Here is a 15,239-nt window from a genome sequence, read left to right as displayed (position 1 = left end):
CTTACGCATCCAAGAAGGGGACAAGAAATGACAAGGCCTCAGCAAGTACAAGCAAACGGTGTTTGTCTGCCTCGATCGTAAAGACGCGGCTTGAATCAAGTTTACTTAAAATCTGACCCACATGCTCATTATAGATCGTGATTCTTCTATGAACGACATCCATGTCTAAATCATCCACTCGTCCTTGTGAGGATGCCCTTTCTGTTATACGTTTCAGCAAAACGGTATCAGAGACGTGCAGCCTCAATACAACAGAAAGGTTCAAGACATTTGAAACAAGATCAACTTGCTCTGCAGTTCTAGGAATTCCATCGAGCAAAATCCAACTTTGTTCATCCATTTGAAATGTCAACAATAGACCCTTCAAATAATCCTCAAATGTTGAAAAAATCAATTTGTCCGAAATAAGCGAACCAGAATCCGATAGATGAGAGCATGCACGGCCCAACGGAGAAGAAGGGGAGGCTCGACGCACCAAGTCTCCAGTAGATAGATGAGGTATCCCCATCAGATCACTCAAAGACTTCCCCAACGTTCCTTTTCCTGATCCAGGAGGGCCTAAAAGTAAAATCGACCGAATAGCAGACTTTGCCACAAAATCAACTCCCTCTCCGTTTAAGGACTCAGTGTACCAACATTCTGAAAATTGCAGTTCGTTTGCCCAACAGATTTTTCTAAAAGGAGCCGTTCTCCACTGTGGAGCAGAGCCCAAAGACGACTAATCCTGTGCTGTTTCTCAAACCAGTGTTGAATCTCTTCCTGAGAGGTAAACAGCATACAGGCAGTTGCATAAGCATCAGCAAAAACACACGAATCAGCTTCTACGGAACAGAGAAGAAGGAAGCATGCATCCTGAGACAAAACTTTCAAAGTCTTGGGATGTACAAAGTGATAATAATTCTTTTTTTCAACTGTCCAGTAACGTTGAGATATGCCACTGCTTGCTAAGGCTCGTTCGCAGAGATCAACCACACCTAAGTCAAGCTCTTCACCATTGGGCAACCGATCTGCCAGAGCGATGGACCAAGAACGCTTTTCAGGGTGAGAACCCCAGGCGTATACTTCTCCTCCCCATTCTACAAGACCATTTTCTACTCCTAAGAAACGCAAACGTTCCGCTAAAAGATCTACACAAAATCCCTTGGCAAGACCACAAACATCGAGTTGAATACCAGGGTGTTTCTTTACAAGTACATGTCCTGCAAGAGTCAGTTTGTTCCATCCTTGCAATGGCTTCATCCTTTCTAGATCTTTTGAAGAAAGGAGCTCTTGCTGCATCAGCGCAAAACACCAACGACCCCAAATGGGGCCTATAGTCGGATCGAAAAGTCCGTCTGTCTCTTTCACACACTGATCAACTAGAGAAATAAGTCGAGCCAAAAGAGGAGAGAGGATAAAAACAGCTCCCTCAGCTTGATTAAGCCTGGCTATTTCTGATTCCGGATTCCATGGATTACAATGCTCGTGCACTTCTTGAAAGGTTTGCTCAATGACCTCCTCTATTTCTTGAATTTGAGCCGAAGAAAGCGGCTGTCCAACGGTAACATGGTATCCCATCGTCATAGCAATGCCTTCAAAAGAATGTAAGGAAGGGATGGGAGCCAAAAAACGTACAACGCAACTCAATCCAACAAGAAGAAAAAGAATAAGTAAACGACGAAACAGACACCTATGAAGGAAAGAGCCTCCCCTGTTCCATACGGTAAACCTTCTGACACTTTGAAAGGATATTAGGATCATGCGTGACACAAATGACACTCGGACATTCCTCAATGAGAGACCACACCTTCGCCTGATTGAGGTGGTCTAAACCTGAAGACCATTCATCTGCAAGTAAAATCGTCGGTTGTAATGCAAGAGCACGAATAAGAGACAGTCTTCTTTTTTCCCCTCCAGAAAGATTGTAGGGGTCTCCATTCGATGGAATGTCAAGGAATTTTAGCCACTCCATCACGCGATTGTTAAGGGCCTCCTCTTCTTTGAGGTGTATGAATTTGCTCGGGAGCAACGCATTATACAAGATAGACTCGTGACCCAAAAAAAAATCATCTTGTGGAAGATAACCGATTACAGAACGATCCTTTAGTTCGAAGCAAGTCGAAATAGAACCAGAAGCAGGTGTAGCAGCTCCACAAAGAAGAGCGAGAAGACAGCTTTTTCCCGACCCAGAAGGGCCGTAAATTGCAATCTTTTCACCCAAAGAGCAAGAGAGAGAAACTTGATATAGGATGTTACAACAGTCACGAGAGTAAGAGAGGCTTTTAGCCTCTAATAGAATCATCTGTCGCTCCTCAATAGTTCTTCAGGCGACCGCCTACAAAAAAAGAAAACAGGGAGACAGACTCCAAGGCCTACAATAAAAAGGAAAAGCATCAAGGTCTTTGATGAGAGAGGAATCAACTGTATTTCTTGTAAAAGATCTCCTATAGAAACCTCCGGAAGCCCTAAAAGAGATCCTATCCATTGGGTTGCCGAAGTGCTTCTTTTCATCACCCACTCAAGAATGAAGAAACAGGAAGCAAAAGCAATAGAAAAAGAGCAAAGGAAACAAATCCCTACCCAGGAAAGAAAACTTACTAATACTTTCTGATAAGAGCCTCCCATGATCCGAATGAGAGCAATTTCTTTTTTTTTCTGAAGCAGCAAAAGAAAGGTACACAAAAAGGTATTCACTAGGCCAAGGCAAAGAATTGCTCCGATCAAACAAGAAACAAGGAAATAGTCGTAAAAAAGAGATTGTATCCAGTCCCCATAAACAGGGTGCTCATCCAAAGAAGACAAGGAGCAGGTCGGAGGAAGCTTTTCCCTTAAAAGTTTCTTGAACGGTTGTATCTGATATAACGGAGGGAAACAGGCAAAAACACAAGAAGGCAATGCACCGGGCCATTCTGCCAGGATAAGGTCATCCGTTAAGCCCGGAAAATCCGAAAAGAATCCAGTGACGCATCCTTCTACTCTTTTTCCACTTTCAAGGAACTGAAGAGAAAGGACATCTCCTATTTGAGTATGCGTCCAGCTCTTGGGAACAAGTAGTTCTCCCTCTTTTAGAGATCCCAATTGGAAGCTTTTATTTATAATCAAAGCATCGTGACAGACAGAAGAAGATAACGAAAAACAAGAAACAGCTTCGCGACGAAAAGGAAACAGCTTAACAGATCCTATTTTGTCTAAAACACAAGCAAACTCCTCCTGTGAGGAGTAGGGAACTTGGACTAAAAGAGGTGGGAAAGACAAGCTAAGGGCCCGAAACCACTTTTTCCCCACACCTTCTGCAAGGGAATGAACCAGGGTACTCAAAAAGAGAGAAACCCCTAAGCTTAATGTGACGAGACAAGAAGGACGCGTGAGGAAAAGGGATCTAGAAAAACGGAACCAAAAAGGAACCATCACTTCGATTCAACAAACTCAACGTGCCTTCTAACCTTTGGATCAAACTTCTTGATTCGAAGCTTAGGTGCTCCCTTCTTTTTTGTTGTCCAGCGCATCTGGTCACTTGCTGTACTCTTAAGCTTGACGAGCTCTCTTGCCATCTTCTTCCCTTAGAAAACGAGTTCACCTACGCGTCAGTTTAGCTTGAGTCAATCAAAATTTCAACACTCTAGCCTGAGATTGGGATTTGCCTTCGACTCGAGAGAAGAAGCCCCTTTTTTTTGGAATTGCCAAGCTCCTAACCCTGCAATCATAACAGCATTGTCTGTTGCAAGAGCAGGTTGAGGTAAATAGATTTTGAAAGTGTGTCCAAATTTTTCCTTCAATAAACGTTGCAAATAACCATTGGCAGTCACTCCTCCACCTAAAACAAGAGCTTTCAGAGAATGAGCAGAATTAATTTTTTCAATCGTGATACAAACCACATCAAACGCAGCTTTTTGAAAAGATGCGGCCAAATCTGCTCGGTCTTGAGCAGACAAAGGTGCTTTTTTCTCTAGGTCTCTGATTTTATACAGGACTGCTGTCTTTAGACCGCTAAATGAGACATGATACGGTTCGATCTGTCCAGCTTTAAAAGAAAAACGTTTTTCGTTTCCATAATGAGCAAGTTGTTCTAACAAAGCGCCACCCGGATATCCCAATTGAAGCATAATGGCTACTTTGTCAAACGCTTCTCCGATAGCGTCATCTTGCGTCTCTCCTAAGTAAGTATAATCACCAACGGAGTGCATAAGACAAAAGAAAGTATGACCTCCAGATAAGACAATTCCTAGCGCTTGTTTGATATCCGTACGACCATGATTCATTAAGGCCGCGTAAAGGTGAGCTTCTACGTGATTCACACAAATTAGAGGACGATCTAGAACAAGAGCTAATGTCTTTGCAAAACTCATACCTACAAGCAATGCCCCGATTAATCCGGGTCCTTGTGCCACTGCAATTGCCTCTACAGAAGAGAGTTCCTTTTGCGCGGCTTTTAGTCCACGGTCAAAGAGTGGAAGTAACAGACTCAGATGTAGCCGGGCAGCTACCTCTGGAACAACACCATTCTTTGCTCTATGTACGCCTGACTGCGAATATAATTCGTGGTGAAGTACTTTCAGAGGAGAGGAAAGAAAAGCGACAGCTGTCTCATCACACGTTGTCTCGATTCCGATGATAAGCATCTCAAAGATCCATTGAAGAAAAAGCATCCTGATCTAGGATAAACAAAACGTTCTTTCTCCCTACTAAAAGGCGAGCAGGCAAAGAAGTGTCCTCATCACAAAGGACTCGTTTTACAATGGAACTTTTTTCCTTTCCTGTAATAAACACCCAAATAGAAGAACTGTTCACAATCGGACTTAGGGATAAAGAGATCCTCCAACCTTCTCCTGGAACAGAAAACGCCTCCACTAAAGGCATCTGATCGTCTTCACCTTTTTCCAATCCTTCTTTCTGTCTTAAGAAGACGTCATGGTTAGGAAAGAGAGATGCGATATGTCCATCCTCACCTAGACCAAGAAGAGAAAGGTCAAAAGGCAGTTTGTCTCCAATTCTCTTGGCATAAAGTAAAGCCTCCTGTTGAGGGGGAAGAAGTTCATCGTGAACCATAGGGAAAAAAGAGGAGCCTTTAAGGGCTTTTAGGCTATGAAAGGCGTTGCCGAAATTACTCTTTTGATGTCCTATGGGAACATAACGTTCGTCATTCCAAAACCACTCCACTCCTTTCCACAATTCTTGAGTCGAAATTTGGGCAAAGGCCTCAAAGAGAACTAGCGGAGTTTTCCCTCCGGAGAGAGCTACTTTGCAAAGGCCACTGGCGTTGATACTACTTTGGGCATAAGTAAGAAAGGCTTGAACAGTCCATTCTACCGTCTCTTTCAGCGTACCTGGTACAATGAGATCCATGCCATTTAAAGAATAACGCACATCAGCCTCTACCGATTTGTTCGAAAATAGATGAATATAACTTTAAAGTTTCAGGAGGTCCCCAAGAGCCTGCCTCATAGTAATGAAGGTGCTGCTTCTCTCTAAAATACGGGGCAAGAACTTCCCAGCCCAAAGCAGCCTCCTTTGGGGAAAGAAAAACGGATTCGTTTTGGGAAAAACTAGCCATCAAGATGGCCTCATAACCCGATAGACTCTGTTTCCAAAGACATTCTAAAGCTCTGCAAGACTTTTTTTCTTCGGAAGGCATGCCCATTATAGATGTATCTGGAAAACTGCGAATCACTAAACGCTTCCCGGAATGGAAGAGGATAATCACTTCAGTAAGTTTTTGATGTAGTCGTTTCCCTGTGAAAACCTCAAAAAAAACCCCTTTCCATTCTGGCAAAGCACTTTCGAAACACATTGCAGCAAATGTTTCCGTTTGAGAGTTGGAAGCTACACCCAACTCGTCTAAGTAACCACAAACTGTTTTCCCTTTAATCTTGCCCTCTGTGTACTGTCCAATATGAATAGGCTTTGAATGAGATAGAAAAAGCGACTTCAGAAAATGGCTACGAGCCTCCTTGAGATTTTGATCTGTCAAGAGTGCACCTGTTAAAGACAAAATCTGCAACAGATGACTTTGCACTAGATCCTTAATATGGCCTTGCTGATCATAAAATGGAGCCCTTCCCTCTATTCCTAAAGACTCTGTTGCTACAACTTGAATGCACCGAATACTCTCCTTATTCCATAGAGAGGCGATACCAGGAAGCGTCCGAACTTGGAGTAAAGATCCAATCCCCGGTTTAGAAAGGTAATGATCAATGAGATGAATGTTTTCCGCTCCAATTAAACCTTCCAAGTCTCTTTGCAGTTGCTGCGCAACCATGAAGTCGCTTCCAAATGGTTTTTCTAGGAAAAGAGAAGAACGACCCTCTTGCCAACAAGAAGAAGCCACGAGATGATGTGCAATGACAGAAAAGAATGAGGTCGAAACGGCTAAAAAAAACAATAATTCCGTTTTTTTTCCGAAATGTTCCACCTCCTTTTTCAGAGAATGGTAAGTCTCCAAATTGTCAAGTTGTAATTTGCAATAACGAAACTTGGACGCAAAACGCCTCCAAACAATTGGATTGATATCCTTGATTAGAGCCTTTTCAAGAAGGTCTTTATTCGTCACTTCCTGCCGGCCCACTCCTAAACAACAAAAATCGTTTGCAAGCAGTCCCTTGTGTTCCAATTGATAAAGAGCAGGAAGAATCTTCCGCCTTACTAAGTCCCCTGTGACACCGAACAAAACTAAAGTTTGACGTTTGCCCGGAGAGTGCATCTTTACCCCCTTAGAGGAAGACTCTGCTGTTGATGATGCCTTGCATCAAGATAACTCTGTAAAATCAGTGTAGCAGCGACTGAATCCTGTACCTCTTTCCTGCGTTTCTTTTTCAGCTGTCTTTCTTCGAGCAAGACGTCCGCTTGTCGGGAAGAGAGTCTTTCGTCCCAAGGCACAACCTGCACAGAATTTTTCTGAAGAGCCGCACATAGTTCTTGGTAGAGAACTCTAGCCCAAGCTGTCATGCGACTATCCTTCCCTGAAAGAAGAAGAGGTATGCCGACAACGATTGTTTCGACCAACTCTTGCTCAAGCACTTGAAGAATTTGATAAGCAGCTTGCCGAGGGTCGCTTGTCTTAAGCGTAATTGTTCGAAGGGGGAGGGCAAAAGAGGCAGACGGATCCGAAATGGCTAAACCACAACGCACCATGCCCGGATCAATCGCCACGCTCCTTTTATGGCCCTTCTTTGAAGAGAGGTCCAAACAGTTCAATCGTTGCAATCCTTGGTTCTACAACATTTCCCCTTATCTTCTTCCTTCGAATCGCAGGGACAACAACTCGACTTGTCCTTAGAAAAAAAGGAAAAGGAGCAACAACGCTTTCTGCACCCCCAACAAAAAAACAAGAAAATAGGACTCAAAATGAGAACAAACAGAGCAATTTTCACCAAGCTTTCCATTGAAATCCTCCTAAGGGCTTTCCAAACTGGTTCATGCCTTTCATTGACCATGTACCTCTAATTTTTCAAGAAATGTATTTGTAGGGAGATAAAAACGGAGATCAAGACTCAGTCGCACGCTCTTCAGACAACTGTCGGTGTACAAACTAACATTCTTTTAATGACTCGAGAAAAGAAACAGTATATTCCATGGGGTCAAATAGAGATAAATCCTCAATGTTACCGCCTAGGCTTAAAAAAGCAATAGGCAAGGGCCGGACCTCCAACACAGAAAAGAGAGTTCCTGATGGTCTTTCCGATCGAGTGAAAATGTATCCTGCAATTCGGAGTTGATCGGAGAACTTCAAAGCCTGGATCGAAGCGTACTGACCCAGAGAGCTATCAAGTATGAGTAGGGAATGTATACGATCAGCCGATAAAAACTTATGAGCAATGGAGACCGATTTTTTCAATTCCATCATCAAATTTTGGTTGTTCGACAGCCTACCAGAAGTATCGATCAAGATTACATCCCTCTCCTCTGCAAGCGCCTTTTGCATGCCTTGAAAAACTACGGAAGCTGGATCAGCTTTCGGCTTCCCCTGGAAACAGGGAATATCAAGAGTATCGGCCCAGAATTGAAGTTGTTCTCCTGCCGCAGCCCTGAATGTATCACTCGCAATAAGAAAGGGGCGATTGTTCTGCTGTAAAAAATATCGGGCAACTTTGGCGCAGGAGGTTGTTTTTCCATGTCCGTTTTCACCAAGGAAAAAGAACACTTGAGGCCTTTTTTTCGAAAGACAAAACGGCTCTCGCGGAACCATTTTCAATAGCTCCTCCCGTACTACCTCTTCCCAAGAACCTTTTCCTTGGCCTGAATAACGTACTGCAGATAGCAATCGATCCACAACCTTTTGGTTTGTATTTGCCGATAAAAGCGCTTCGCCTAACCAAGGAGGTGGTAAAGACTCCTTCTTGCTGTTAGAACAAGCACACGTCTTCAATCTCTGAAACAACTTGCGAAAAATCATATACGAAAGACCTGTTCTGAAATTAAGAGCTACGCTTTCTTTTAGTTGTGTGCTTTTTCTGAGCGACTATAGGAGTATCTTCTTGTTGTGCATCTGAAGGGGTAACAAAGTCGACCCAAATAGGGGACGACCAAGCGGCATGGTTGTCCTCCTGAACAATACGCAAATAGTAATAGGAAAAAAGCTTGTTTTGATGATTGAGACTAATTGACTCAAGATCATCTCGATCATCCAGAGAGAAGTCGAGGTCTGTCTGTCCAGAAGGGCAGTCTAACTTATGAAGTACTGTCCCATTGCGAATAATTTCGACAGACTTGAGGCCTGCTAATCCTGAAACAAATCCCGTCAGATGTCGATTCAGAATTAAGCCAGGTTTATCATCTGTCGAAATCTCCTGACCCATTCTTGCTCCAGCGACAAAGAAGCCCAAAAGAATGCGCGCCCCTGTTGTTGCAAAACAACTTCTTTGCGAGATAGCCTCGAAGATTGACTTCCGATTAAACTCTGGACTAAAGACTGCGGTGAGACCTGGCGAATAGCTTGATTGCTCTGCTCCTAAGCTCCTGGGGTCGATTCCACCAGCACAAAAACCAAATCGAAGATTACGATTCAAGGCCTCCCGAACAGAACCATACGAGTTCCCCTGTGCCATTTTCGAAGATTTGGATCGTATAGGGAAGAGGTTATCTTCAAGACATTCGGAGCTTCCCAGGTTGCAATATATTTCAACGACATGCTCGAACTCTTTCGAAAGATCTCTAAAGTCGTATCCTGTTTTTTCTCCCATTGTAAGAAAGGGCACAGCAATAACGTCACCTGTCATAGCTGTTTTATAAAACTTTTTCAGGTCAGCATGTGTTTTAAATTCTATATCCTTCTGATGTAAGCGAGAGTCACTTGTAGAAAACAGCTGACGACAGCCCACTTCTTTTGCTTTTCCTGAATGTTGTGCTCCAAAAAAGGTAACGAAACGATCCTCTTCATTGAAGTCTTCAATCGATTGCACAAGACTTTTAATACAACCTCCGTCTGTCAACTGATCCGGAGGTGTGATTGTTAAGAAGTTGAGTCCCATTTCATCACGAAACTGTCGAAGGTACATTTCATAAGTTTCCATCGTCTTAGACTTGGGAGGTTCTCCACGAAGATGCCCCCAAAATAAAAGGGTCTCTTCTGGAAAACAGCGAATAGGAGCACTGACGAAAACTGTTCCGTTCAGCTCATTTTTGAGCCGAATACGGTAAACGCCTACCTCATTGAAATAGAGATTGGGCAAAGTAACAAATCCTGTTTCATGCACAAACAATTGCCATTGCAAATTGTCCCTTAAATTTTCATAAGAAAGGGAAATCAAAGTGTCTGGTGGAGCGTTATTCGTAGGATTACCAAACTGATCTTCAAACCGAACAACAACATCGAACCGTTTGCCTTTTCCGACGCAAGAAGGAGCTAAAACGCGAATTTTATCCAAAACGTTTCCCAAAACATCAACAGCAATTTTTTCCTGTTCCTTAAGCCCACTCTCAGCATGCTCCATGACAATGAGAAAGAGTTTCCTTCTCTGAGTAAACGTTTGAACACGATTCGTCCCAACCCTTGACTGGAAGTCGTCTGTTTTTCCACCGATGACAATCTGAAACCTTTGCCCAACAGCTAAGGTCTTGGGAAGGATAAACTCGAAAGAGATAGTTTGGGCCTCTCCAAGAGGCCCTTCCTTTGCTTTCACAATGGTGGAGCCATTGAAAACACCAAAAATAGCGTTATCCTTTGCAACGTTTGTTTGGGGAATCTGCCACTCGTAAGCCTGTCCAGCTGACCCCATTTCTAACCGGATCAAAGTGCCCTTTTGCAGAGGGGAAGAAGGGCAAACAGAAAATTTCCAACAACCTGTTTCACCTGCTAAACACGATCCGAAATCTGCTGAAACTGTTGATCGCCGCATGGTACCTAGTCTCCATCAAACAAAACAGAACGATGCAGGGGGAATTTATCACATTTCCTGATTCCAGAATGCTTCGATTCACACCTTACGCTTTCCTGTTTTCTAAAATTCAGTATTCCCTGTATCATCGCGCTGGAATTTTGGTGCGGGGTGGAGCAGTGGAAGCTCGCTGGGCTCATAACCCAGAGGTCGTAGGTTCGAATCCTGCCCCCGCCATACTTGATCTTTTTTTGGATGCCTCTCTTGTGGGGCGGCATAGCTCAGTTGGTCAGAGCAGCGGAATCATAATCCGTAGGTCGGTGGTTCAAGTCCATCTGCCGCTATCTTTACAGAGCCCATTCTATCTGTTCTTAATCGCCTAGATCGTTTATCTCGCCTTTGCTTCTGTGCATATTGAAACAATAGGTGATGTACGTGTCCAACAACGAGATGGTGAGCCCCCTCACTTTCGCCAGGATAGGCGCTTGTCTTCGGCTGCCACAGCAATTATCCAAATTTCCTCATATGCGATTCCGGGAGGAAAAGGAAGTCTCCGTTCGTCCTGAGGTAGAGGAATATTTTTCTTCTACGCGATCCGCTCCCTTGCTGGTGGCAGAACGCGGGTTGTGCCCTCAGGATTCTAAAAAAGAAGTTGTACGAATTGGTGTGCTTTTTTCCGGAGGGCCATCCCCGGGAGGGCACAACGTCGTCCTTGGCCTTTCTGAAGCCATGACACGCCTTTCTACTCGGAACAAATTGTTCGGGTTTCAGGAAGGCTTTTGGGGCCTCCTTCATGGAGATTACGTAGAGCTTTCTCACGAGTTTTTGCGCAATTGGACCAATTCTGGAGGTTTTCATCTCTTATCCACCTCCAGGACAAAATTAGTGGGTCAGCAAGCTTTTGAACAAGCAATGGAAGTGTGTCAGTCTCTCGACCTCAACGGCTTAGTTGTCATTGGGGGGGACGATTCTAATACGAACGCAGGTCTTCTCGCCGAATTTTTTCAAAAGCAAAACTTTAAGACGTCTGTAATCGGAGTGCCTAAAACAATTGATGGAGATCTCAAGGGACACTCTATTGAGATTTCCTTTGGTCACGATACAGCATCTAAGGTCATTTCCGAACTAGTCGGTAATGTTTGCATGGATGCTTTATCGTGCAAAAAAAACTATCACTTTATTCGCTTAATGGGAAGGCATGCTTCTCATCTGACCTTAGAAACGGCTCTACAGGTGCAACCTACGTATACACTTATCAGTGAGCAAATTCGTCGTGATGGAGTCTCTCTCGATAAGTTGATTTCCTCTCTAGCAAAACTGATCAAAACACGAGCACAAGCGGGTAAGAATTACGGTGTGATCTTGGTTCCAGAAGGATTGATTGAACAGGTTCCAGGGATTGATAGTTTAATGTGTGTCCTAAACGACCTTCTCGCAAGGGATCCTCATCACACCTTAGACACTATTCATCAAAGTTTAGATCCTGCATCTGCCACAATACTCGGGTCCCTCCCAAGAACAATTCAGGAACAGTTGTTGTACGATCGAGATTCTCATGGAAATGTGGCTGTATCTAGAATCGAAACAGAAAGGCTTCTCTTGTCTCTCGTGAAACAGACCCTGGAGAAAAAGGCTTCTGAAGTCCCTTTTTCTGCCCTAACCCATTTCTTTGGATACGAGTGTCGCTGTGCTCATCCAAGCCATTTCGATGCGCATTACTGCTATGCTTTGGGCATGTGTGCGGCCGCATTGGTTTTGGAGGAAAGAAATGGGTACATGGCTCTTATTACCGACTTAGAGAAATCTGTTTCTTCTTGGCAGGTTAAAGGGGTGCCTTTAAGCTCTATGTTTCATAAAGAAAGAAGAAGAGGGCAGTGGAGTCCAGTAATACGAAAAACACTGGTAAATTTAGGAGGTCCGGCTTTTCTTAGACTTAAGGAAATGGAGGAACGGTGGGCAGTCAAAGACTGTTTCCTTTCCCCTGGCCCGTGTCAATTTAATGGAAATAGCCTTACGGACCCTCATGATATCCCCAAAACCCTATATCTGGAGAAGAATGCATGCGGAAGCTGATTCTAAGGAAAACTGTAAGCGCCTTTGCAACTCTATTCTCCATTGCGACAGTTACTTTTTTTCTCATGAAGATTATTCCTGGAGATCCTTTTGCAGAGGAAAGGCCTATTCCCAAAGAGGTCAGGGCTGCACTTAATGCGTATTACGGCTTAAATCACTCCGTTTGGGTGCAATATATCACCTATTTGAAAGGACTAGTTCAGTTGGATTTAGGCCCTTCCCTCAAGTACACGGACCGGTCCGTGAATTCTATCCTAAAAGAGGGGTTTCCCGTCTCAGCGACTTTAGGAGTAGAGGCTCTTTTTCTTTCCCTCTTCGTCGGTACGTATTGCGGAGTCTTGTCTGCTAAAAATTGGAAAAAACCGGTCGATCGTATCATTACGATCGCTTCGGTAGTAGGAATTTCTAATCCTAGTTTTGTTAAAGCCACTCTTCTTCAATATATCTTTGCAATCAAACTTGGTCTCTTCCCTGTTGCTTGCTGGGGTACTTTTCGTCACACTGTTCTGCCTGTTTTAGCCATCGCATTTTCTCCTACTTGTCACCTTGCACGTCTTATCCGATCAGGCATGATTAATGCCCTCTCACGAGACTATATTCAATTTGCTCGAGCGAAAGGTGTTCCGTGGAATCACGTCTTGTATCGTCATCTTCTTCCTGAAGCTATTTTGCCCGCTCTAGGTATCTTGGGGCCACTGACTTCTGGAATTTTAATTGGAGGGTTTGTCGTTGAAAAGATCTTTGCCATACCCGGAATTGGCCAATGGTTAGTCAAAAGCATTTCCAATCGCGACTATCCCCTTATCTTAGGATTGACTGTGTTTTATGGGTTTCTTCTTCTTATCGCGAATTTTATAGTTGATTTAATTCACATATCCCTTGACCCCCGTGTAGCTCGTTCCTCGATCTTCAGGAAGAAGTGAAGAAAGGTTTGGCGTGGCTGTATGGATAAAAATGAAAGCCTATTTTCGCCGCTTGAGAAGACTCAAGAAGAGGGAAGGCCTTTAGAGGAGATGCATTTTCCTAGCAAGGTAGCTCTAGTTTTTCGGCAATTTGTTAGGAGCAGAACAGCGTCTGGGTCCCTTCTCTTTGTGCTCGTTCTCCTTTGGGGGGCTATTTTCATTCCTGTCTTTTCTTCGCACACCTATTACGAGAACCATCTGCAGTCCGTGAATGCACCTCCAAGTACAGAGTTTTGGTTTGGAACAGACGAATTAGGACGTGACATTTTTGTGCGCGTTTGGTCCGGGGCACGTATTTCGCTTGGAGTCGGTATTGGCTCTGCCATCATTGACTTAGTTCTTGGAATTTTGTTCGGAGGGATCTCCGGATATTTTGGTGGATGGATCGATGAAGTAATGATGCGCGTGATTGATGCACTGGATGGCGTTCCCACCTTACTTAAAGCTATGGCTCTAAGATGCCTCTTTCGCGGTGGATTCTTTACCGTTCTATTTATTATTGCACTTGTGAGTTGGTGTCGAACCGCACGTATTGTCCGTTTCCAAGTTTTACAATGTAAGCACCAAGATTTCGTCCTGGCGGCCAAAGCCATTGGAGCAAACAAGAGGCATATTTTCTTTTTTCATATTCTTCCCAACATTTGGGGCCCTTTAATTGTTTCTGTCACTTTGTCCGTTCCAAGTGCCATTTTTGGAGAAGGCTTTTTGAGTTTCTTGGGCATGGGAGTTGATTTGCCTGTCGCCAGTTGGGGCAGTATGGCTAGCTCAGGGCTAGCGGCGTTGCGCTATTACCCTTGGCGACTTTTTTTTCCAATTATTTTTATCTTTATGACCATGTTAGCTTTTAACTGGATAGGGGATGGTTTAAGGGATGCCTTAGATCCGAGAGGATTTGTTGAGGAAGAAGACCCCGCATGAAGTCGATCTTAGTTGCTGAGCAATTGTCTCTCAAGCTACGTACACAACAAGGTTTGGTTCACTGCGTTAGGAATGTTTCTTTCTCTCTGAAAGAAGGAGAGGTTCTTTTTGTCCTTGGAGAATCAGGTTGTGGTAAAAGCATGTTAGCCATGTCCTTAGTCAAATTAATTCCAAGGAATATCCAATACAATCTTTCTGGAAAAGTGATTTTTGACGAAACCAATCTTGTTGAAGTGGAAGAAGATGACTTACACCATTTTCGTGGTAAATCAATTGGTTTCGTCTTTCAGAATGTCATGACAGCGTTGCATCCGATGTTTAGTATTGGAGAACAAATTGCGGAAGGTATGCGTTATCATTTGGGACTCTCTCGAAAAGAAGCAGCAGCAGAAGCACTTTACTGGCTAGAACGTGTAGGCATCTCAGATGCAAAACGCAGAACTAACCACTATCCGCATGAACTTAGTGGAGGACAGCGTCAGCGTATTGCTATTGCAGTTGCCCTAGCTTCTAAACCTCAAATTTTGATTGCAGATGAACCTACAACGGCTTTGGACGTAACTGTTCAGGAACAGATACTGACCCTTTTACAAGGGCTAAGAAGTGAATTATCGATGAGTATTTTATTCATCACCCATGATCTGGGCGTGGTCTCTGCCTTTGCTGATAGAATTCTCGTCATGTATGCAGGAAAAATTGTAGAAGAAGGTTCTGTATTTGAAATCTTTCGTGCTCCACAACATCCTTACACAAAAAGTCTCCTCCAAGCGCTTCCAACTGCACATGTATCTAAACGGCTAAAGACAATTCCAGGTAGTCCTCCTGACCTTTCTAGATTGCCAAAAGGGTGCGCTTTTGCACCGCGATGCCCTTTTGCCATGAACGTTTGTGGTTTAGAGGATGCAGAGCTTTTGACTCAGAATGATAAGAAGTGTGCTTGTCATCTATATCGTTCTGAAGCAAGAAAAGAACTGGAACGATTTGAAGTGAGTTGAAA

At 43.7% G+C, this 15,239-nt stretch carries 15 protein-coding genes and 2 tRNA genes; 6 read left to right on the top strand and 11 right to left on the bottom strand.

Annotated features, from left to right (window positions below):
• Position 1: 1 nt before the first annotated feature.
• The 11 genes from HAT2_RS01475 to HAT2_RS01420 form a co-directional block, all read right to left on the bottom strand.
• Positions 2 to 595, bottom strand: a complete 594-nt coding sequence (locus HAT2_RS01475; RefSeq protein WP_181860298.1) for an adenylate kinase family protein — start codon at positions 593 to 595, stop codon at positions 2 to 4.
• 20 nt (positions 596 to 615) lie between these two features.
• Entirely contained in the window at positions 616 to 1,740 is a 1,125-nt protein-coding gene (locus tag HAT2_RS01470; protein WP_114544266.1) for an FAD:protein FMN transferase, read from the bottom strand.
• The gene (locus HAT2_RS01465; RefSeq protein WP_114544265.1) at positions 1,670 to 2,281 is read right to left on the bottom strand and encodes an ABC transporter ATP-binding protein; all 612 of its coding nucleotides are present in this window, start codon (positions 2,279 to 2,281) and stop codon (positions 1,670 to 1,672) included. The genes HAT2_RS01470 and HAT2_RS01465 overlap by 71 nt, the downstream gene beginning before the upstream one ends.
• Positions 2,278 to 3,387, bottom strand: a complete 1,110-nt coding sequence (locus HAT2_RS01460) for an ABC transporter permease family protein (protein ID WP_114544264.1) — start codon at positions 3,385 to 3,387, stop codon at positions 2,278 to 2,280. The genes HAT2_RS01465 and HAT2_RS01460 overlap by 4 nt, the downstream gene beginning before the upstream one ends.
• The gene (gene rpmG / locus HAT2_RS01455) at positions 3,387 to 3,530 is read right to left on the bottom strand and encodes a 50S ribosomal protein L33 (protein WP_114544263.1); all 144 of its coding nucleotides are present in this window, start codon (positions 3,528 to 3,530) and stop codon (positions 3,387 to 3,389) included. The genes HAT2_RS01460 and rpmG overlap by 1 nt, the downstream gene beginning before the upstream one ends.
• A 60-nt stretch (positions 3,531 to 3,590) precedes the next feature.
• Positions 3,591 to 4,625, bottom strand: coding sequence for a tRNA (adenosine(37)-N6)-threonylcarbamoyltransferase complex transferase subunit TsaD (gene tsaD / locus HAT2_RS01450; RefSeq protein ID WP_114544262.1), 1,035 nt, complete (start codon positions 4,623 to 4,625; stop codon positions 3,591 to 3,593).
• Positions 4,600 to 5,343, bottom strand: coding sequence for a 6-phosphogluconolactonase (gene pgl / locus HAT2_RS01445; protein WP_114544261.1), 744 nt, complete (start codon positions 5,341 to 5,343; stop codon positions 4,600 to 4,602). Before pgl ends, tsaD begins: the two co-directional genes overlap by 26 nt.
• A gap of 1 nt (position 5,344) precedes the next feature.
• Positions 5,345 to 6,676, bottom strand: coding sequence for a glucose-6-phosphate dehydrogenase (NADP(+)) (locus HAT2_RS01440; RefSeq protein ID WP_114544260.1), 1,332 nt, complete (start codon positions 6,674 to 6,676; stop codon positions 5,345 to 5,347).
• A gap of 2 nt (positions 6,677 to 6,678) precedes the next feature.
• Positions 6,679 to 7,125, bottom strand: coding sequence for a Holliday junction resolvase RuvX (gene ruvX, locus HAT2_RS01435; RefSeq protein WP_147267471.1), 447 nt, complete (start codon positions 7,123 to 7,125; stop codon positions 6,679 to 6,681).
• Between the two features lie 379 nt (positions 7,126 to 7,504).
• Complete coding sequence (locus tag HAT2_RS01425; protein ID WP_114544257.1) at positions 7,505 to 8,368, bottom strand: P-loop NTPase family protein; 864 nt, start codon at positions 8,366 to 8,368, stop codon at positions 7,505 to 7,507.
• Positions 8,369 to 8,390: 22 nt separating this feature from the next.
• Positions 8,391 to 10,310: a DUF3604 domain-containing protein gene (locus HAT2_RS01420; protein WP_114544256.1), complete on the bottom strand. Its 1,920-nt coding sequence runs from the start codon at positions 10,308 to 10,310 to the stop codon at positions 8,391 to 8,393.
• A gap of 144 nt (positions 10,311 to 10,454) precedes the next feature.
• Between HAT2_RS01420 and HAT2_RS01415 the strand changes: the two genes are divergently transcribed.
• The 6 genes from HAT2_RS01415 (at position 10,455) to HAT2_RS01390 (ending at position 15,237) form a co-directional block, all read left to right on the top strand.
• Positions 10,455 to 10,526: transfer RNA gene (locus tag HAT2_RS01415), tRNA-Met, on the top strand.
• A 33-nt stretch (positions 10,527 to 10,559) separates the two neighbouring features.
• Positions 10,560 to 10,633 (top strand) — tRNA-Met (locus HAT2_RS01410).
• A 91-nt stretch (positions 10,634 to 10,724) separates the two neighbouring features.
• Complete coding sequence (locus tag HAT2_RS01405) at positions 10,725 to 12,362, top strand: diphosphate--fructose-6-phosphate 1-phosphotransferase (protein ID WP_181860296.1); 1,638 nt, start codon at positions 10,725 to 10,727, stop codon at positions 12,360 to 12,362.
• Positions 12,350 to 13,285, top strand: a complete 936-nt coding sequence (locus HAT2_RS01400) for an ABC transporter permease (protein ID WP_114544254.1) — start codon at positions 12,350 to 12,352, stop codon at positions 13,283 to 13,285. The genes HAT2_RS01405 and HAT2_RS01400 overlap by 13 nt, the downstream gene beginning before the upstream one ends.
• 21 nt (positions 13,286 to 13,306) lie before the next feature.
• Positions 13,307 to 14,242 carry an ABC transporter permease gene (locus HAT2_RS01395; protein WP_114544253.1) on the top strand — a complete coding sequence of 312 codons (936 nt, stop codon included), beginning with the start codon at positions 13,307 to 13,309 and terminating at the stop codon, positions 14,240 to 14,242.
• The gene (locus tag HAT2_RS01390) at positions 14,239 to 15,237 is read left to right on the top strand and encodes an ABC transporter ATP-binding protein (RefSeq protein WP_114544252.1); all 999 of its coding nucleotides are present in this window, start codon (positions 14,239 to 14,241) and stop codon (positions 15,235 to 15,237) included. Before HAT2_RS01395 ends, HAT2_RS01390 begins: the two co-directional genes overlap by 4 nt.
• The last annotated feature ends 2 nt before the right edge of the window (positions 15,238 to 15,239 follow it).

Source organism: Candidatus Similichlamydia laticola, from assembly GCF_003339615.1.
GTDB classification, from domain to species: domain Bacteria; phylum Chlamydiota; class Chlamydiia; order Chlamydiales; family Parilichlamydiaceae; genus Similichlamydia; species Similichlamydia laticola.
This window is presented reverse-complemented; position numbering and strand designations above follow the sequence as displayed.